Origin of the sequence: Actinoplanes sp. NPDC049548 (genome assembly GCF_040676695.1) — a bacterium.
Lineage (GTDB): Bacteria > Actinomycetota > Actinomycetes > Mycobacteriales > Micromonosporaceae > Actinoplanes.
In genome coordinates this window covers 1-19,665 of sequence record NZ_JBFAPM010000042.1, presented here as the reverse complement: position 1 = coordinate 19,665, position 19,665 = coordinate 1, and the positions used below count along the sequence as shown (strand labels likewise).

Here is a 19,665-nt window from a genome sequence, read left to right as displayed (position 1 = left end):
TTCGCCGACCTGCTCGACCGCAAGGCCCCCAACGGTCCCACCTTCTACGACTGGGCGACGACCAAGCACCCGGCCAAGCCGCTGATGGTCGCCGAATGGGGCGTCTACCACCGCGTCGGCAAGGTCACGGACAAGACCGACGGCTTCAACAGCGTCCTGCCCGAGCTGGCCAAGCGCCCGAACATCAAGGCGATCGTCTACTTCGACACCTCCCACGACGACGAGGGCGACCGCGACATCAGCATCGACAGCACCAAGGCCACCCTCGCCGCGTTCCGCAAGGTGGCGGCGAACCCGATCTTCAACGTCAAAATCGGCTGAGCACACCGACGACGAGCCGCCCGGCACACCGCCCGGCGGCTCGTCGCGGATTGCGGCCTGAGTGCTTGCCGTTCAGCCCCTCGATCATCGAGGTGAGGCTCTCCCGGCAGGGCGGCACGTGCAGTACAGGTCAAGGTTGGCGGCTCGCCAGGACGTCACGATCCTCGCCACCTGCCAGGACTCCGTCAACGGCGATGCCGCCGGCGAATGCGACGCGGAACGGGGGGAGGCCCCGACCGGGATGTGGTCGGGGCCTCGCGTTCGGGCGTTGGTGGTCAGGCCGTCGGGAAACCTCCGTCGATCCAGCGGAAGTCCGCAGTGGCGGTCACGCTCCACAGGATCCACAAATGCTTGTCAGAGCCCTTGACGAACACCATGTTCTCGAGGACCTCGGAGTAGCCGAAGTTGATCGCGCCGTAGGTGGCGTTGATGCCGAGCCCAGCCGGGTTGGCCGGTGAGGCGCCGCCGCCGGGCGGGGACATGCTGCGCATGATCCGGCCGTCGTTCTGGCGAAAGTGAGTCCACAGTTGGCCGCCGGTGCCGCCGGAGGTGACGCCGGCCGGGGAGTGGGCGTTCGGAGCGGCGAGCAGCTTCGTCCAGGTGCCGCTGGCGCCGTTCCAGCTACGGCTCCAGAGGGCGCCGCCGGCGTCGAGAACGGATGCGGTGGGCGTGGTGCCGTTGAGCGCAGCGGCGCCGTAGCCGGCCTTGACCGCGGCGCCGGGGCGGCCCTGGCGGCTCCACTTCCACGCCCCACCCACCAGCTCGACGAGCCAGAGGTCCTCGTCGTTGCCCTTGACGAACACGGTGGGGCGGGTCTGCTGGACGAGCACAGCGCCCCCTGCGGAAGCGATGCCGCGCGTGCCGGTGGTCGGTGGCTGACCGACGTTCGTCCACGTCCACCCCGAGCCGCTCCACGAGCGGGCCCAGAGGTTGCCGTCCGACCCCTTGACGAAGGCATACGGCCTGCCGCCGAACTGGGGCGCCACGACGCCGTAGCCACCCTGCAGCCAGACGCCCGCCGGACGGGAGTGGTTGGTCCAGGTCCAGCTGGTTCCGCTCTGCGTCGCCATCCACAGCTCGCCGCTGGCTGCGCGGACGAACAGGTACGGGGTATCGAGGCCGCCGCTGTCAGCGCCGACCGCGGCGTCGATCGTGGTGCCCGCTGGGCGGCCGACGTTCCGCCACTCCACCGTGTTCGTGTCAGCGGCGTCGCGCTCGACGACCCCGGCCCACACGTTGCCGTCCGAACCCTTGGCGAAGACATACGGGGTGCTCCCCCCGGACGCGTCGACGCCGAGGGGCTGCACTATCTCGACGCACGGCGGCACGCCCGGCGTGCAGGCCGCCGCCTGGGCCGGCTCGGCCCACGCGGCCGTAGGGGTGGTGAGCGCCAACGCGGCGGCGCTGCTCAGGAGCGCTGCCCCGAAGCGGCGCGTGAACAGGTGCATGGAGGTCCCTTCAGTCATGGAAGCGATGCACCGCGTTCGACGCGCTCATCGAGATCCATCGAGTGCATCACGGCCGCACATCATCGCGCATCCCCTCCGAGTCGGCGTCAGCGGCCCGGCACCGCGACGTGAAGCTACAGCCACGTTTCAGCAGCTTTTGGACAAGCAAAGTGTCGGCCGGTCGCGCTGGGCTGGGGACACGTCTGGACCGCCTGCCGTAAGCAGTGCCTCAGGTTGAACGCCAAGCTGAACGCCGCTCCCGTGTTCGTGCCACGGTGGAGCGTCGCGCCGCCGGTGGTGGGCCGGTTCGACCAGACTCGCCGTCATACCGCACATCACCACCACGGGGGCTTGAACATGAAGATTCACCGTCTGGCTGCTGTCGCCACCGCCGCTGCGCTGGCCGTCTCGGGAATGGCAGTGGGCAGTCCCGCTCAGGCCTCCGCGAAGCCCGCGGTCGTCGTCGACTATGCGTACCACACGGTCAAGGTCAAGCCGGCGGCCATCTGGCCGTTCAAGGACCTCAACTACAGCGGGATCAAGTGGACGTCGCTGACCTCGACGACCGGCAAGGCCACGGCGACGCGCAACGTCAACACCTGCAAGCCGACCTGCGCGGCCGGGAACTACAAGCACACCAAGGTGAAGCTGACGTTCTCCAAGGTGAAGCTGTCCGACTGCCACCGAGTCTTCAGCCAGGTCAAGGAAACCGTGGTCTCGTCGAAGAAGACGGCCACCCGCAGGCTGCCGGTATTCGCCAAGTCCGGCTGCTGACCCGCTCGGCCCTCCGCACGGCAGGGGCCCGTGACGGGCTCCTGCCGGCAGTCCCGCGGCCGCCGATACACGGGCCAGGCTGCGCTGCACCGTTTCCCGTTCGTCGTCGGTGTAGTTGTGCCCCGCAGCCCGGCAGGATCCTCCCGGCCGAGGCGACGAGCTGAGCGCACGCGGGTCGGTCGATTCCTCGGGGCCGCGGGTAGCTGCCGGACACGGAACCGCGCGAAGGCCGCAGCGTCGAGGCGCACCCGGGCGGCGACGATGAAGGGGGCGCTCTCGTCGATCGGCGCAAAGGGTGAGCATCCGATCTGGCGGGGCGGTTCGAGTCACCGGCCGCGGTAACGCTGCCTGATCCGCTCGACGAATTGCTCGACGACGGACTCGTCGATTTCCACGATCTCGTCGTAGTCGGGCCTAGCCGAAGGCGACAGGCGATTCGACGGCGCCCAGGTCAGGGTGCTGCGGAACGTTTCCTCCTGCGTCCTGCCGTCCTCGTCAGTCCAGGTCCGGATGACGCCCGCGGGCCGGTCCGGCGTTCTGTCGCCTGTCAGGATGCCGAAGTATCGGTACTCGACTGACATGTCGCGCCCTCACCTGGTCGTACAGCGTCCGGTCAATGCCGACCATCCGCCGCCATTCTATTTGACCTGCGCCCGGAGTCGGCGTCCCGTGGCCTGCACACCCTTCTCAGCGCGTCAGAACTGCAGCTTGGCGGCTCCGGCGGGCTCCTCGACCGTCCCTTCCCCACATGTCCCTGGAAATGTCTTTGTCCGCCCTCGCCCAGTAGTCCTTGGACTTCTGCAGGTGGAAGCCTTTGTCCTTCATCTGGGGAACCGTCTTTTCGACGCCCTTGATGTAGTCCATGACCTCGAATGCCGCGGTGTACCGGACGTTGTCCTGGATTGAGCGAGTCAGGGCTCTCCAGCCGAAACTACCGCTACCACGTCCGAGACGGACGAGACGTCATCAGTCCACGCAGTGGAGAACGGCCGACCGATCCTGCCCGGACTGACAATCCCGATCCCCCGCCAGGCAACGGAGAACCCCCACCGAAGCCATCCCAAACCTGAACGCCCTCGGTGGGGGTTAACGTGTCCGATACCGACACCATGGGTGCGCACACGATGATCGCCTCCCGCAAGCCGGCGTGCACATCATGAGCGCAGGTGCGCGGACCCGTCGGCTGGAGCCCGTGTCCAGGGATGGGCCTCCCCCGCCTGGGAGACAGCGGGACGCCGCACGCAGGATCTCGAGCACCCGGCGCAGCTCAGCGACCTCCTCAAGCAACCGCCACCATCGCCGGCACTGCAGAAGCCGTGTCGTCACAAAATGGGCACAGCCCACCGTCGATGTCAGCGCAGGCTCGGGGACCGTTCGACCGGGAGCCGGGACCGGGTGAGCAGCCCGGCACCGGCCATCGCCACGAGCGGCACCAGCACCAGCAGGCCGAGCTCGGTCCAGGGCACCGCCAGGGGGTAGATCGGCGGGGGTGGCCAGCCGGCCGCAACGGTGGTGTTCTGCGCCAGCATCGCAGCCAGGCTCAGGCCCAGCCCGGACAGCAGGCCGAGGGCGGTGCCGAGGCCGGCGATGACGGCGGACTGGCTGAGCGACAGCAGCCGGCGTACCCGGGGGGTCGCGCCGATGGTGGCGAGCAGGACCAGGGTCGGCCGGCTGTCGGCGGCGGCCAGCCCGGTCGCCACGGCTGCCGCGGTCAGGGTGGTCAGTGCGGCGACGGCCAGGAGCAACAACAGTACGGGCTGGTGGCCGCCGGCGGGCGGGCCCTGTTCGACGGTGATGTCGTAGACCGCGGTGGGGCCGTCGGGGCGGAGCCGGTCGGCCAGGGCCCGCGCCTCGACCTCTGTGGGGGTACGGGACGTGGCCGCCACGATGCCGCCTGGTCTGGTGGTCAGGCCCAGGCGGGTCACCACCGACGGCGGGAGGATCGTGGCGAATCCGGCGGTGCCGGTGTCCAGGGCGTAGGCGCGGACGGTCAGCGTCCTCTCCTTCGGCCGATCGGAGCCGTCATAGGCCTCGAGTGTCACGCGGCCGTTGTGCACCAGGTGCTTGGGGCTGACGACGACGCCGCCGGCGCGCAGTACCGCGACCGCGTCGGCCACGCCGGGCGTTCGTTCGCCGTGGACCACGGTCAACGCGCGTCCGTCGTCCACGGCGACCTGGAGCGTGCCGCTGGTGTTCCCATCCAGGTCGCCTCGGCAGCGGGGGTCGGTGCGGGCGGCGGCGACGTCGGCGGCGGTCGGCTGCCGGGCGCTGCTGCCGAGCGGGCAGTAGTCTTCGTCGCGGTATGCCACGGTGATGGAGCAGCCCGGGCCGGGCCGGTCGGCGGCCGGCGCTCCCGCTGGGCAGGACACCCGCCGGTACTCGGCGGTGGCCTCCACGGGCAGGGTCGAGCGCAGTGCGGCGGTGACGGCGGCCGGGTCGGGCCGGACGTCCGTGTACTGGACGGCGGCGTACCCGGTGGGCAACGCCGGCGTGTAGGCGGCGGCCCGGGCAGCATCGTCGTTGATCATGTAGACGGCGACCGCGACGGTGCCGGCGACGGCGGCCATCACCGCGCCGACCGCAGGGGCGGCGGCGGCCCGGTTGCGGGCGGCATCGCGCAGCGCCAGGCGCAGGCTGAGCGGAAGCGCGGCGCCGGCGCGGGCCACGAGCCCGATCACGGCCGGTGTGCACAGCAGCAGGCCCACCTCGGCCGCGCCGATGCCCGCGAACACAAGGTTGCGGTTGCCGGTGCGAGCGCCGTAGCCGGTGAGCAGGACGCCGAGCAGAACCGTCGCGAGGCCGAGCAACAGGCCGCGCCGCGACGAGCGGACGGCGCCGCGCTGGGCGCCGAGACCGTCGAGGATGCCGTGGCGGGCAGCGGTGACCGCCGGCCCGAGGGCGGCGAGCACGCCGGCGAACATCGCGGTGGCACCGACCGTGAGCAGGGCCGCGACGGGCAAGCCGTGGTTGGTCACCGGATACTGGAAGATGTGCCGCTCCAGCAGCGGGACGGCCAGGTACGCGGAGGCGATGCCCGGCACGGTGCCGGCGACGGCGGCGATCGCGCCGAACATCACGCCGTCGGCCAGGACGATCCGCCGCTGGTGAGCGGGGGTACCGCCGTTAGCGGCGATCAAGGCGAGCTCCCGCCGACGGCGGCGGGCCCCCACCGCGAACGCAGGCACCACCAGCAGCACGACCTCCAGCAGCAGCAGGACGGCTACGCCGCCGCCGATGGCCAGGTAGCCCTGCATGCCTGCGCCGCTGATCTGGTCGCGGGGGTTGACGGAGAATCCGGCCGCTTCGAGGTCGCCGACCTGATCCTGGGTCAGCGGCGTGCGGGTCTGCAACAGGAAGGACCGCTCCGGGGTGGACTGTCGGGTGGCGGGCAGCGCGCCCGGCGCGACGACCATCCGGCTCTGCACCGTGGAGGTGACCTCGGCCAGGCCGACCACGGTGTACTTGCGCCCGCCGTCGCCCACCGTCACCTCGTCGCCGACGCCGACGCCGAGTTCGGCCGCTGCGGCGTCGTTCAGCACCGCCTCCCCCGGACCGGCGGGCGCCCGCCCGGAATTCATCGTCACCATGCCGGCGGTCATCGGGTCGTCCACAGGGAGCCCGAGCCCGGTCAGCAGCGCCCCTCCGTGGCCGGAGCGCAGGTCGACGGCCTGGGTGTCGATGGGCACGATCCGGCTGCCCTTCGGCAGGTCCTTCGGCGTGCCGGCGTCCCTGTTCCCGATCGGGTACAGCTGCGCGGTTGCGGCGCCCATCTCCCGGGTGGCGGCCTGGTCGGGCTCGAGCCGGAACATGCCGAGCGCGGTCGCCGCGAACGACAGCCAGAGCACGGGGATCGCCAGCATGGCGATGATCAGGAGGGAACGGCCCCTGGCGCGCCACCCCTCCCGCCGGGCGATTCGCAGCGCCGTACGCCAGCTGTTCATGCGCGCGGCTCCAGCAGGCTCTCCGGCCGGCTGAGCGGGCTGGTCGCATCGACCACGACGCCGTCGCGGAGGAAGACGACCCGGTCGGCCCATCCGGCGTGCCGCGAGTCATGGGTGACGAGCAGACCGGCCGCGCCCTTGTCGACCCGGGTCCGCAGCAGCTCCAGTACCGCCTCGCCGGTCTGGGAGTCCAGGGCACCGGTGGGTTCGTCGGCGAGCACCAGCCGGCGCTCACCGACCAGCGCCCGGGCGATCGCCACCCGCTGCTGCTGGCCACCGGACATCTGGTTGGGAAACCGGGACCCGATCCCGCTCAGGTCCACTTCCGCGAGCGCGGCCAGTGCCAGGCGGCGGGAGCGCCGCGGCGACATCCCGTCCAGCTCCAGCGGCAGTGCGACGTTCTCCGCCGCGGTCAGGCTGGGCAGCAGGTTGAAGTTCTGGAAGACGTACCCGATGCGCTGCCGGCGCAGCTCCGCCAGCTGGGTCCGGGAGAGCTGGGCGAGATGGCGTCCCTCGACCCGGACCTCTCCCCGCGTGGGCGCGTCCAGGCCGCCGGCGAGGTTCAGAACCGTGGACTTGCCCGATCCTGACGGGCCCATGACGGCGACCAGCTCACCGGGCCGGACGAACAGGTCGATACCGCGTACAGCAGCTACGGCGGTGTCGCCGTGCCCGTGGATGCGATGCACAGCGCTCAGTTCGAGGACGTTCACGGCACCAGCCCTTCCGCGGTGGTGGCGGACGAGTCGGTCGACCGGTCCTTGCTGGACGTGGTGCGGCGGCGCCGCAGGATAGTGGCCTCGCAGTGGTCCAGCCAGCGGATCTCCGCTTCGGCCTGGAAGATCAGAGCGTCGACGACCAGCAGCGACGGCAGGTCGGCTTCGGCACGCTTGAGCCGGGTGTACTCCTGCATCGTGCGTACGGTGGCGGTGCGCTGCCGTTGCACCACCTCGGTGACGTTCACGCCCGGAGTGACCAGCGCCAGCGACAGCTTGATGGCCAGCTCGTCGCGGGGGCGTTCGCTACGGCCGACGGCGGTCCGGAACCAGAGCGCCACCTCGTCCCGCCCGCGCTCGGTGATGCGGTACGGGCGCTGTCCGCCATCGTTCTCGGGCAGCGCCTCCACAAGGCCGTCCCGCTCCAGCCGGGTCAGGGTGGTGTAGACCTGGCCGATGTTCAGCGGCCAGGTGGCACCGGTAGCTTCCTCGAAGCCGGCGCGTAGCTGGTAACCGTGGCGCGGACCGCTCTCCAGCAGCGCCAGAAGGCCGTGACGGATGCTCATACATACTGAGTATATACGCGCGTGCCAAACGGAGGTCCGGTTCCTCATCGCGGTGACGCCGAACGGGCACGAGCGCCTGGTATCTCCGCTGCCGCGACCTGCCATTACAGCGTGCCGACAAGCGCTCTCAAGCACTTCGACAAAGACCGGGCGGCACCCTGGGACAGCACCGCTTGCCGTCGAGGAAGGTACCGATCATGCAAGTGTCTCGAGTTCTCCGCAGTCGTCGCCGCGTCGGCGCACGTCTGACCACCGCCTTCGTGGCGTTGGTCGCGGCCGTGTCCGCCACCCTTGTCGTTCCGACGACTGCACACGCGGCCACCGATACCACGTCGCCGTGCAGCCCGCTGCACATCGGCGGCGTTGACTGGGGCGGCATCCTCTACTGCAACTACGGGGAGTACGGCGGCTACGACTACGCCACGCTCAGCGATGGCACGCTGGAGGTATTCGTCGTCGGCGGCGACCACTCGGTATGGACGAAGTGGCGCAGCCCCAGCGGCTCCTACAGCGGCTGGGTCAAGCTCGGCGGCGTTGTGCACAGCAATGGGGAGTGGTGGTACCTCCAGACCATCGCACTTCCCAGCCACGGTGGCGGAACCGACTGGGAGGTCCGGGTCATCGGCACCGACAACCGGGCGTGGTGCAGGATCCGTAGCAGCCTCACCGGTACCTGGTCGCCCGACTGGTCCCCCAGCCTCTGCTTGACTCCCTGACCAGCCCCACAAGGTGACATTCCCTGCTGCTGTCCGGCCATCGAGGCGGACAGCAGCATGCGGTTGACGGGCCCTTCTCGGCTCGGTGGGCGGCTCCGCGGCGTGGCCGGTTGAGAAGAACGGTGCGGCTGTCACGGCGTACGCAATGACTCCCTCAAGGCGTGCTTGGACAACTTGCCGGTACCCGTCGTGGGGAGGGTGGCGAGGACAACGAAACCGCCGGGGACGCCAAGATCGGTGTTGGCGTTCGGGATGACCGTAGAAGCTCTGGCCGCGTCAGCGTGCTGCCCGGCACCCCTCGACCCGCCGCCGCAACGGGCACGATTGCCCTAAGCGATGTCCGCGCCTTCCACACCTCGGCCCAGTCCATTGCGTGGCGCCGCTTCGAGTACTCGTTCGTCGATGTGACCACGGAGTTCTGCAAGCCTCACGTGCGAATGGGGCGCATCGTTGAAGGAGCCGGAGGCGCCAGGTCGGCGCTGCGCGGCCGCCGGTTCAGGAGCTCAGGAGCCGCTTCCGTTCCAATGCGACAACCTCGCGGGCCAGCTGCGCCTCGGACAGGTCGACCGCGTCCGGCGCCGCGTCCGCGATGTCGCTGCCTCGGGCGAAGTCCTCGAACAGCTTCCGCTTAGCCTCCAGCAGCTCGACGATGCGCTGGTCGACACTCTCCTCGGACAGCAGCCGGTGCACCTGCACCGAACGCACCTGACCCATGCGGTGCGCTCGCGCGATTGCCTGCGCCTCGATGGTCGGCTTGAGCTGTGGCTCGCAGAAGATGACCACCGACGCGGCCTGGACGTTGAGCCCGACACCGCCGGCCACGATCTGCGCTACGAGGGTGGCTCCGTGCTGTGCCGCTGAGAACTCGTCCACCATTCGCTGTCGCTCGTCGGAGCTGACAGAGCCGGTGAGCGGCCCGAAGACCGGTCCCGGCAGGGCCGCCGTCACGAGATCGAGAATGCCGCGGAAGTAGGAGAAGACAATGACCTTCCGCTCGTTTTCCTCCGCCTCGCGGACGAGCTCGACGAGCCGCCGCAGTTTCTCGGATTTCGCGCCCTGGCGCATCGCGGCCTGACGCATCTCCATGAAGTTCCCGCTGTCGACCGCCACCCGATAGACTGCGGCGTCCTCTTTGGACATGGACAGCCACTCCTCGACCTCCACCAGCCCTGGGAGCTCGGACAGGACGTCCTCCTGGTTGCGCCGCAGGTACGCCGGTGCGATCTGGCGACGGAACGCCTTCGCTGACAGCGCGTCGCCGTCGCTGTCGACCGTCAGGTCGGGCCGCACGTAGGAGGCGAGGCTGCGGAACTCCGACACCTTGTTCTCCAGCGGTGTGCCGGTGAGCAGCACGGCGCGGGCGGCGCGCTCGACGATGGCAGCCGTGCGCATGGAACGCTGTGCGTTCGGGTTCTTGATGTAGTGCGCCTCGTCGACGACGACACAGGCGAGGTTGGGACCGGGCTGCCACGCGGCCAGCGTCTCGAACGTGGTGACCGCGACGCCGCCGTCGCGCTCCCAGACGCTGGCCGCGTGGTCCCGATCGGCACCGTGCACCCGGTGGGCGCTCAGGGTCGACTTGCTGGTCACCTCGCGCACCCAGTTCGTCACGACGGCCGCGGGGCACACCACGACGAAGCGGTTCTCACCCCGGCTGCGCAGGTGTGCCAGCACGGCGATCGCCTCGAACGTCTTGCCGAGGCCCATCTCGTCACCGATGATCACCTTGCGTTGCACGAGGGCGAAACGCACCGCGAAGCTCTGATAGCCGCGCAGCGATGCCTTCAGATGTTCGCCGTTGAGCGGTTGGTCGCGCACCGCCTTGACGATGTCGTCGGGAAGATTGCCGTGCGTGGCTTCCTCGTCGCCGGTGAGGAAGCCGAGTTCGGAAAGCATCGCGAAGTAGTCGGCCGGCCGGGCCAGGAAGTCTTCCCACGGGTCGGAGGTCCGGTGGCCCGACGGCTTGGTGCGACGCAACTGTCCGGCCCGGTGCCGCACGACGTCGATGCTCTCCCACAGCTCGCTCACCGGCAGCTCCCGCAGCGGAACCACCAGCAGATGCGATGTGGAGAAGGTGAGACCCGCCACGATCGGCGCCAGCTCGGCCGCGCGTTCGAGGTCGGCGGCGGCGCCTCTGGTGCGGCGGCGGGCGTCCCATTCGGCGAGGCAGCGCAGCAGTTCGGTCTCCTCGGGGCTGCGCCGGTTGACGTCGATGCGGACCGGCATCTCCTCGAAGGTCGTGTGCCGCAACGTCTGCGCCGCACCGAGAATGTGTCGCGCCGACACCTCGCCGACGCCCGGCAGCGTCGACAGCGTGGCGGCGTTGGCCAGGACCTGTTCGACAGTGTGAATGCCGGCCGGGGTGAGGCCGCCGAGCCGGAGCCGATCGCGGGTCGCTGTTTTCAACGCATCGGTCGACATCTCCTGCAGCACGCGCGTCGTGTCGGCCCGCCGCACGGTGATCGCCGCGTCCCTGGCCGCGGCGCGGTACTCCGCCTCGGCCTGCACGATCCTGTCGATAGCCTTCAGCGCCTTGGACAAGCCATCGAGCGCGGATCGTTGGATCACCTCAGGGTCATGAGCCGGACCCTGGGGCACGACACCGAGCGCGGGATCGACCAGCGCCTCGACGCCGGTCTCGTCGTCGAGGGTGTGCTCGCTCAGCTCCTTGAGCCGCTGCGGCCAGCCCGTTTCCGCGAACACCTCATGCTGACGGCGCAGGAACGAGGCCGACGCCTCGGCCCTACGGCGCTTCCTCGGCCCGGAGAGATAGCGCCGCAGGCCCATGGCAGCGTTCACGTCGGCCCGCGCGCGGGGCACCTCGACCGCCAGCATCCGGATCAGAGCCTGATCGCCGCGGGTCAGCGTCGGCAGGACGGCGCGTTCGCGCAGGGGCCGCACGACGGAGCTGTGCTTGCGCTCCAGCGGCACCACCCGCCAAGCGTTGCGTCGTCCGTGCTGAACGAGGACGGCCCGTGACTCCAGGAAGCGCTCGGCAGCCTCCGCAGCCTCCCGCACGGCGGAGTACCGGCGCTGAACGGCCGCGGCCTGCCGACTCCACAGGGTGAAGTCGGCCATCAAGGCACGCAGCTCGGTCCGATCCATGACGGCCAGTCTGCCTCGGCACTTCAACAGCCCCAAAAGCTCCACCAGACCAGGGGAAACTGAGTGTGAGGAGCCGCCGTGTCGAAGGCCGACATGCACTCCCACGGCGAAGCCGCAGGGCGAGTCTGTAACGAACGGGCGTGGAAAGACAGTGAGGCCAACAGCGGCCGGGCACCGGCAAGACACGGCCTGCGATGCTCGCCGTCGAGAAAGCCGGCGCACGCAAGATCCGCGCCAGCGGAGAACGCGCCGTCGCCACGCTCAAGACGTGGAAGGTCGTGGCCGAGCTGCGCTGCCCAGTTCAAGCGACCACGATCGTGCAGGCCATCCTCATGCTGCATAGCGTCGAAGCGAACCGCTATAAAGGATGAAAGGCCTACTTATCGGGTATTGCTGAATACCACCGATGCAGCGGGAGTGCGCCTCGACGGCATCCGGACCTGACACAAATTATGGCGCGATAATGGGCACTCTATCCGGTTTGATGCGCCTCCGAGACAAAACTCCGACGAGGGGATTGCGGGATCGACATATCCTGATGGCCTTCAGGTGTCTATGCCGAAGGTCGTCTCAGGAGTCGTATCAGCCGTGTCTTCACGTTCCCCGATCAGCCCTGTCGTCAACCACCTCGCCGATCCGGCCCGAGGGCAGTCCGACACCGCGGTGGAACCTGGTGAGTCCGACCCGTCGGCGACGTCGTCGCCGGCCGACCGACTGCCTCAGGTGCCGGATCAGCGCCCCCTGCCAGGTCGCCCGCAGCCGCTGCAACAGCGGGGCCGTGCCCTCATGGTGGGTCGTGACGAGCAGATCGACCGGGTGGAGCAGGCACTGCGCAAGGCCAACAGCGGTCATGGCGGCGCTCTGTTCCTGGTCGGTGAGGCGGGTATCGGCAAGACACGGCTCGCGATGCTTGCCGCCGAGAAAGCCGCGGAACTCGGTATGCGTGTGCTTCGCGGGCGCGGCAGCACTATCGGTCCGATGGTGCCGTTCCGTCCACTCACCGAAGCGTTGCTCTCACTGTTCCGCGGCCGGTCGCTGCCGGAGGACAGCGCCCTCACCCCGTACCGTCCGATGCTGGGGCGCCTCGTGCCGGAGTGGGGACAGCCTCACGCCCAGCACGGCGATTCGCTTGTCGTCCTCGCCGAAGCCGTGCTGCGACTGCTCGCCGTGGAGGGCCGAGACGGCGGCTGCCTACTGGTGCTTGACGACCTCCAAGATGCCGATGCGGAGACACTCGCGGTCGTGGAGTATCTGGTCGACAACGTCGAGTATCAGCCGATCCTCGTGGTGGCGACGATCCGCGAGGAGCCGTCGGCGGCGCTCGATCTGGCGCATTCGGCGAACCGCCGGCACACCGGCGACATCCTGCACCTGACGCCGCTGGGCCGCGCGGAGGTCGCCGCGTTGGTCGCCGCCTGCCTCGCCGTGGAGCCGGATGCTGTGCCCCCGTCCGTGGCCGACCGATTGTTCGCGGACAGCGCCGGCAATCCCTTCTTCATCGAGGAGTTGCTGCACGCCCTGGTCAGCAGCGGCATGCTCGCACGGGGAGTACACGGTTGGCGGGTCGTCGGCGAACTCCGCGTCGAGGTGCCGGCCGCGCTGGTCCGCGGTATCGCGCACCGGACTGACCGGCTGAGACCGCAGGGCCGGGCGCTGCTGGCGGTGGGCGCCATCCTCGGTCACCGCTTTCCACTCTCGGTGGTGCAGCAGGTCGTCGGCATCGATGACCGAACGCTGCTGGCCCAGCTCCAAGCCGGGATCGCGGCACAACTGATCATGCCCGACGAACCGGGTCCTGACTGGTACACGTTCCGGCACCCACTCACCGCCGAGGCCCTGCTCGCCCAGCTGACCCCGAGTGACCGGGCGCAGCTGTCCGGCCGCGCCGCCGACGCGGTCGAGGAGCTCCATCCCGGGCTGCCCGGCCAGTGGTGCGCCCTGGTCGCGGCGTTGCGGCTCGCTGCGGGCGACCCGGAGCGTGCGACCCTGCTGCTCGTCGACGCCGGGCGGCGCGCACTCGCCGCAGGCGCCGCGAGCTCCGCGGTGGCCCTCCTCGACCGGGCCCGCGAGCTGTCCATCGGCGGGGGTGATGTCGAGGTCCGCGCCGACGTGCTGGAGTCGCTGCTCCCGGCGCTCGCCGAGACCGGCGCTTTCAAACGGGCGCTCGAGCTGGTCGACGCGCTCGACGAGCTGGGCGGCGCCGGCCTGGGCGCCCTGCGCCGAGCGGCCCTGCACACCCAGCTGGCCAAGGTGGCCCACTCGGCCGGACGGTGGTCGGACGGGCTGACGCAGATTCAGAAGGCGCGGATGCTGCTCGGCCCCGATGCCGCCGACGAGCACACGGCACCGGTCGACACGGTGGCGGCGTTCCTCACGCTCGACTCCCCCAGCCCCGGCCGTACCCGAATCGCCACGGATCTCGCCCGCCGCGCGGTCGTCGCGGCCGAGCGGGTGCCGCTGCCGCTGGTGGCGTGCCAGGCCTGGCAGCTGCTCGGCACGCTGGCACGGGGCCACGACCTGGACGAGTCGAACGAATGCTTCTCCCGCGCCAACCTCGTCGCCGAAGAGCACCAGCTGCCGATCTTACGGATCTACGCCCTGTTGCGGCTCGCCGGCAACCATTGCCTCGCCGACGGTGACACCACCGGTCTGGAGAGGGTGCGGCAGGAGGCGTACCGGCTGGGCGCGGTCACCGTCGTCTACACAGTCGACGCGATCCTGGCCATGCAGACCGTCCTCTTCGGCGACTACGCCACCGCCGGCCAGCAGGTGGCGGACGCCGAGCGGGCAGTCACCAAGCTCCACCTCGTCTCGATCCTGCGGTACGTGCTGCTCGCCAGGGCAACGCTCGCGGCGCACCAGGCGAACCGGCCGGAGATGGAGCGCGCGCTCGCGGAGTTCGACCGCTGGGACGGTGCGCATTCTCCCGAGCTACCGCTCGCCATCGGGCTGGCCCGGGTGTTCTGCGCCCTGCTGGAGGAGGATGCCGAACAAGTAAGGCTCGAGCTGGCGCACGCCGCGGTGGTGGAGAAAGAGAACCCGTCCACGTTTCATCTGGCCGGGCCGCACGGCCTGTACCTGCTGCTCGACGTACTTGCCGGCCGCGCGGACTGGCCGCAGTTCAACGAGGTCGCCGGCGCCGCCGCAAGCCGGATGCGGTGGAACCGGCACTTTGTCGAACTGGCGAGGGCGGTCCTGCTGGGCCGGGCCTGCCGCATCGCCGAGGCCGAGGCGGCCGCCGCCGCGGCCCGGGAGGCCGGTGAATGCTTCCCGACCGCATATCACCTCGGCCTGCGGCTGGTCGCAGAGGAGGCGGATGCCCACCGGTGGGGCGACGCCGAAGCGTGGCTGCGGGGCGCTGAGGAGTACTTCTACCGGGCGGCGGTGGCGCCGGCGGCAAGCGCGTGCCGGGCGCTGCTGCGCCAGATCGGCGCCTCGGTGCGGCAGCGGCGTACGGGCGCCGACCTGGTGCCTGGGGGCCTGCGGGCGCTCGGCGTCACGGTGCGCGAGTACGAGGTGTTCCAGGTGCTGGCCGAGCGGATCCCCAACAAGACCATAGCCACCCGGCTGCACATCTCGCCGCGCACCGTGGAGAAGCACGTCGCCAGTCTGCTCGTCAAGACCAGTCAGCCGAGCCGGACCGCGCTCACCGAGTACGCCGTGCGTACCCTGCGTTGACCCCCCACCTCGCGCCTTGGACGGCATCTCCACGCCGTAGCGGGAATGCCGCCCAAAGCTCCCGGGAGTGGTGCACCGACGGTCGCGCCGGACTCAGACGCGATGGGTCCAGCCGTCCGGATCACCGCCGACCCCGTGTTGCGCGTCCACCAGCGCCTTGCGCAGCCGCAGCGTCACCGGGCCGGGTCTGCCGTCCCCGACGATCCAGTCTCCGCCGGCGTCCTTGACTTGGCCGACCGGGGTGACCACGGCCGCGGTGCCGCAGGCGAACACCTCGGTGATCCGGCCGTCGCGGCACTCGGTGCGCCATTGGTCGAGCGAAATCCGCTCCTCCCGCGGCGCGTACCCGAGTCGCTCGGCGAGCGTGAGCAGCGTGTTCCGGGTGACGCCCGGTAGCAGGGTGCCGCTGAGCTGCGGCGTGACCAGTTCGGCGCCCCGACCGGTGCCGCGTACGAAGAACATGTTCATACCGCCCAGCTCCTCCAGCCAGGTCCGCTCGATCGGGTCGAGCCACACCACCTGCTGGCAGCCGTGCTCCTGGGCCTGTTTCTGGGCGACGAAGGACGGGGCGTAGTTCCCGGCGACCTTGACGTTGCCGGTGCCGCCGGGAATCGCCCGGCTGTGCTCATGGCTCACCCAGACGGACACCGACTCGACGTTGTCGCCGAAGAACCCGCCGGCGAGGAACGCCATGACGAGGAACCGGTACTCGTTCGACGGCCGGAGCATGAGCGAGATGTCCGAGCCGTACAGCAGGGGACGGATGTAGAGGCTGTGCGCCGGGTCATCGCCGAGCCAGTCCTGGTCGGCGGCGACGAGTTGGGAGACCCCGTCGACGAACATGTCCTCGGGAAGCTCCGGCATCGCCAGGCGCCGGGCGGACGCACGGAACCGGCGGGCGTTGTCCCATGGGCGGAAAACGGCGACGCCGCCGTCCACCTGCCGGTGTGCCTTGATGCCCTCGAAGACGACCTGCGCATAGTGCAGGCCGATCATTCCCGGGTGGATCGAGAGATTTGCCATCCGCTGCAGTTCGGGCGTGTGCCAGCCACGGTCTGGCGAGTACGACAACGAGAACATGTGGTCGGTGAACGTGTCACCGTGGCCCGGGTTGGCAATCTTGGCAGCGCGGGTGGCATCGAGCATGGTGGTCATGGCGCTGGCTCCTTGTTGGCGGGATCAGACGAGCGGGGCGAAGAAGAACGTGTCGCGGCGGGAGAACTGGCCCGTCGCGGTGAGGACGAAGAAGTCGGCGAATCGGAGGCCGACCTTGCGGCCGTCGTGGAGCACGCCGTGGAACTCTCCGTGGACGGCGATGCGGTCCTCGTCGGCGACCACCGTGCTGACCGTGTGAGCGCCCTCCTTGATCACACGATCCTGCCCGTAGAAGCGGGTCAGCCCCTCGTGGCCGACAAGCGGCTCATAGCCCGGGCGGTGGTAGGTGGCGTCGGGGGTGAACAGGCTCACCAGACCGGGCACATCGCCCTGGTCGACGAGCTCGTAGTAGCGGCGGACGGTGTCAGCGGACATCAAAGGTCTCCTTAGAGCAGAGTCGGTCGTTCAAGACACGGCCGATCACGGCGCTCGGTGTGGATTGGGTCATCGCGCCATGCGTCGATGCGACGTCGTGGATCTCCAGACAGCCGGTGAGATGTGCTCGCCACTCCTCGGCGCGCGGCGATCCGGCATGCTTGTCGGCGGTGGCACGGAAGAACACCGCGTCGCCGTCGAACAGTTCGGTGGTGGCCTCCCCCATCAGCGACAGGTTGTCGGCGAACACCCGCGCCAGTACGGCCATGTCGACCCCGACGGATTCGTCATCGACGAGGCCGAGCGAGGCGAGCAGCGCCGCCCGCACCTCGGGGTCGTCCGGGCTGAGATCACGCGTGCCGGCCTCGGCGGCGGGGTATCCGTCCAGCAAGGCCAGCAGCGCGACCTGCTCCCCCTCGGCCCGCAGCCGGGCTGCCATCGCATGCGCGATCCGCGCACCGAACGACCAGCCGAGCAGTTGGTACGGGCCCGTGGGTTGCACGGTCCGGACCTGGTCGAGGTAGTCCTTCACCATCGCCGCGACCGTGTCCGGCCGGGCGTCGGGCCGGGTGAGCCCGCGGGCCTGCAGGGCGTAGACCGGCGTCCGCGGGTGGACGTGCCGCAGCAGGCCCGAGTAGACCCAGCCGATGCCGGCGGCCGGGTGGACGCAGAACAGCGGGGTGGCGCTGCCGCCGGTGCGCAGCGGCAGGAGTACCGCGAGCGGGTCGCTGTCGGCGTCACTGCCGAGCCGTTCCGCCAGCTCCGCCACGGTCGGACCCTCGAACAGCCCACGGATGCTCAGCTCGGCACCGAGCTCGTGGCGCACCCGACTGACCAACTTGATGACCAGCAGCGAGTGGCCGCCGAGTTGGAAGAAGTCGTCGTCGATGGTCACTGCCGGCACGCCCAGCACCTCCGCGAACAGCCCGCAGAGCACCTTTTCGCGATGGTCGCGCGGTGCCCGGCCGGCGGGCATGCCACCGGTTTCGGGGGCGGGCAGGGCGCGACGGTCCAGCTTGCCGCTGGGGCCGAGCGGCAGCGCGTCGAGCCGGACCACCGCCGCCGGCACCATGTACTCGGGCAGCGCCGCGGCGATGTGCCGCCGCAGATCCGCGGCGTCCGGAGCGTCGACTGTGCCGTCTGAGCCGGCCCGGCCGACGATGTAGGCGACCAGGCGCTGGTCGCCCGGCCGGTCCTCGCGGACGACGACCGCGGCCTGCGCCACCTGAGGGTGGGTGGTCGCGACGTTCGCGATCTCGGCGAGCTCGATCCGGAAGCCGCGAAGCTTCACCTGGTCGTCGGCCCGGGTCAGGTACTCCAAGACCCCGGGGGCGCACCAACGCACCACGTCACCGGTTCGGTACATCCTGGCGCCGGCCTCGAGCGGGCTCGCCAATGGGTTGGCCACGAATCGCTCCGCGGTGAGCCCCGGCCGGTGCAGGTAGCCACGGGCCAGCTGAGCGCCGGCCAGGTACAGCTCGCCGGGCACGCCGGGCGGCACCGGGCGCAGCGCCGCGTCCAGCACGTACACCTGGGTGTTCCACACCGGCCGGCCGATCGGCACCGAGGCGGTCCGGTCGGAATCCCGGTACTCGTAGCCGGTCACGTCCACGGATGCCTCGGTCGGCCCGTACAGATTGTGCAAGCCCGCGCCGGAGATGGTGGCGAACCGCCGGGCCAGTCCCGTCGGCAACGCCTCGCCGCTGCAGATCACCCGGCGCAGGCTCGTGCAGGCCGCCGCCTCGGGCGCCGACAGGAACGCCTCCAGCATCGATGGCACGAAGTGGACGGTGCTGATCCGTTCGCGCTGGATCAGGCCCGCGAGGTAGGCGGGATCCCGGTGTCCACCGGGGCGGGCCAGCACCAGGGTGGCGCCCACCAGCAACGGCCAGAAGAACTCCCAGACCGACACGTCGAAGCTGGACGGGGTCTTCTGGAGCACCCGGTCGGTCGGGTCGAGCCCGTACTCGGACTGCATCCAGACCAGCCGGTTGACGATGCCGGCATGCGGCACCACCACGCCCTTGGGCCGGCCCGTCGAGCCGGACGTGTAGATCACGTACGCCGGGTGGCCGGGATCGACCGTGGGCAGCGGGGCGTCCGAACGCGTCGCCGACAGCTCGGCGAACGTCGCGGGGGTGAGCACCAGCACGGGATCGGCGTCGGCGAGCATCAGCGCCACCCGGTCCGCCGGGTAGTCGGGGTCGACCGGGAGGTAGGCGCCGCCGGCTTTGTGGACGGCGTAGAGCGCGACGACGAGTTCGATCGACCGTGGCATCGCGACCGCGACGATCCGCTCGGGTCCGGTGCCCCGCTCGACCAGGACACGGGCCAGCCGGTCGGCGCGGGAGTCCAGCTCGAGGTAGGTCAGGGCGGTGTCTCCGAACACCACGGCCAAGGCGTCCGGAGTACGCGCCACCTGCTCGGCGAACAGCTCCGGCAGTGTGCTGGGGACGACCGGCACCGCCGTGTCGTTCCACCCGGAGACGATCCGGTGCTCCTCGACGGGGTCGAGCAGGTCGACATCGAGCAGCGACGCGTCCGGGTCGGCGGTGACCGCGCGGAGCAGCCGCACGAGCCGCTCGGCCAGGCTTCGTGCGGTGCCGGGTTCGAACAGGTCCGCGCGGTAGCCCACGGCGCCGTCGACCCCCGCCGGCGCGCCGTCGTCGGTGTGGGCCTCGCTCAGGTGGAACGACAGGTCGAAGTTGGCCTGCCCGGTGCCGGCCGGCTCGGGGCACACCTCCAGGCCGGCGATCTCCAAGCCGGCCTTGCCGGTGTTCTGCAGGACGAGCATGACCTGGAAGAGCGGGTGCCGGGACAGCGACCGAGCCGGGTTCAGCTCCTCGACCAGCCGCTCGAACGGCACGTCC

The 19,665-nt window shown here is 70.3% G+C and carries 13 protein-coding genes and 2 pseudogenes; 5 read left to right on the top strand and 10 right to left on the bottom strand.

The genetic code is table 11. The features are described 5' to 3' along the window. A pseudogene (locus tag AB0J80_RS37860) lies at positions 1-321 on the top strand (hypothetical protein); the annotation flags it as partial. A gap of 275 nt (positions 322-596) precedes the next feature. On the opposite strand, the gene AB0J80_RS37855 reads toward AB0J80_RS37860, so the two are convergent. Next, entirely contained in the window at positions 597-1,787 is a 1,191-nt protein-coding gene (locus tag AB0J80_RS37855) for a hypothetical protein (protein ID WP_364714592.1), read from the bottom strand. A 339-nt stretch (positions 1,788-2,126) separates the two neighbouring features. On the opposite strand from AB0J80_RS37855, the gene AB0J80_RS37850 reads away from it, so the two are divergent. Next, positions 2,127-2,543, top strand: a complete 417-nt coding sequence (locus AB0J80_RS37850; RefSeq protein ID WP_364714590.1) for a hypothetical protein — start codon at positions 2,127-2,129, stop codon at positions 2,541-2,543. Positions 2,544-2,869: 326 nt separating this feature from the next. Here the strand turns inward: AB0J80_RS37850 and AB0J80_RS37845 are convergent, their stop codons facing one another. From AB0J80_RS37845 to AB0J80_RS37825, 5 genes are all read right to left on the bottom strand, one after another. Continuing rightward, entirely contained in the window at positions 2,870-3,124 is a 255-nt protein-coding gene (locus tag AB0J80_RS37845; protein ID WP_364714588.1) for a hypothetical protein, read from the bottom strand. Positions 3,125-3,230: 106 nt separating this feature from the next. Continuing rightward, positions 3,231-3,407 carry a hypothetical protein gene (locus tag AB0J80_RS37840; protein ID WP_364714586.1) on the bottom strand — a complete coding sequence of 59 codons (177 nt, stop codon included), beginning with the start codon at positions 3,405-3,407 and terminating at the stop codon, positions 3,231-3,233. Positions 3,408-3,895: 488 nt separating this feature from the next. Next, positions 3,896-6,484, bottom strand: a complete 2,589-nt coding sequence (locus AB0J80_RS37835; RefSeq protein ID WP_364714584.1) for an ABC transporter permease — start codon at positions 6,482-6,484, stop codon at positions 3,896-3,898. Then, entirely contained in the window at positions 6,481-7,197 is a 717-nt protein-coding gene (locus tag AB0J80_RS37830) for an ABC transporter ATP-binding protein (protein WP_364714583.1), read from the bottom strand. Before AB0J80_RS37830 ends, AB0J80_RS37835 begins: the two co-directional genes overlap by 4 nt. Further along, positions 7,194-7,766 carry a PadR family transcriptional regulator gene (locus tag AB0J80_RS37825; protein ID WP_364714581.1) on the bottom strand — a complete coding sequence of 191 codons (573 nt, stop codon included), beginning with the start codon at positions 7,764-7,766 and terminating at the stop codon, positions 7,194-7,196. Before AB0J80_RS37825 ends, AB0J80_RS37830 begins: the two co-directional genes overlap by 4 nt. 197 nt (positions 7,767-7,963) lie before the next feature. On the opposite strand from AB0J80_RS37825, the gene AB0J80_RS37820 reads away from it, so the two are divergent. Beyond that, positions 7,964-8,482, top strand: coding sequence for a hypothetical protein (locus AB0J80_RS37820; RefSeq protein ID WP_364714579.1), 519 nt, complete (start codon positions 7,964-7,966; stop codon positions 8,480-8,482). 495 nt (positions 8,483-8,977) lie between these two features. On the opposite strand, the gene AB0J80_RS37815 is transcribed toward AB0J80_RS37820, so the two are convergent. After that, positions 8,978-11,809: a DEAD/DEAH box helicase gene (locus AB0J80_RS37815; RefSeq protein WP_364714578.1), complete on the bottom strand. Its 2,832-nt coding sequence runs from the start codon at positions 11,807-11,809 to the stop codon at positions 8,978-8,980. On the opposite strand from AB0J80_RS37815, the pseudogene AB0J80_RS37810 reads away from it, so the two are divergent. Together AB0J80_RS37810 and AB0J80_RS37805 are read left to right on the top strand one after the other, a co-directional pair. Then, positions 11,788-11,958: pseudogene (locus tag AB0J80_RS37810) on the top strand (IS5/IS1182 family transposase); the annotation flags it as partial. The gene AB0J80_RS37815 and the pseudogene AB0J80_RS37810 sit on opposite strands and share 22 nt — an antisense overlap. A gap of 415 nt (positions 11,959-12,373) precedes the next feature. Next, positions 12,374-15,265: an AAA family ATPase gene (locus AB0J80_RS37805; RefSeq protein WP_364714576.1), complete on the top strand. Its 2,892-nt coding sequence runs from the start codon at positions 12,374-12,376 to the stop codon at positions 15,263-15,265. A 93-nt stretch (positions 15,266-15,358) separates the two neighbouring features. On the opposite strand, the gene AB0J80_RS37800 is transcribed toward AB0J80_RS37805, so the two are convergent. The 3 genes from AB0J80_RS37800 to AB0J80_RS37790 form a co-directional block, all read right to left on the bottom strand. After that, a complete protein-coding gene (locus AB0J80_RS37800) occupies positions 15,359-16,420 on the bottom strand; it encodes a branched-chain amino acid aminotransferase (RefSeq protein WP_364714575.1) in 1,062 nt (353 codons plus the stop codon). A 24-nt stretch (positions 16,421-16,444) separates the two neighbouring features. Next, positions 16,445-16,795, bottom strand: a complete 351-nt coding sequence (locus AB0J80_RS37795) for a nuclear transport factor 2 family protein (protein ID WP_364714573.1) — start codon at positions 16,793-16,795, stop codon at positions 16,445-16,447. Then, a partial coding sequence (locus AB0J80_RS37790; protein ID WP_364714571.1) for an amino acid adenylation domain-containing protein occupies positions 16,785-19,665 on the bottom strand: 2,881 nt, incomplete at its 5' end. The genes AB0J80_RS37790 and AB0J80_RS37795, both read right to left, overlap by 11 nt.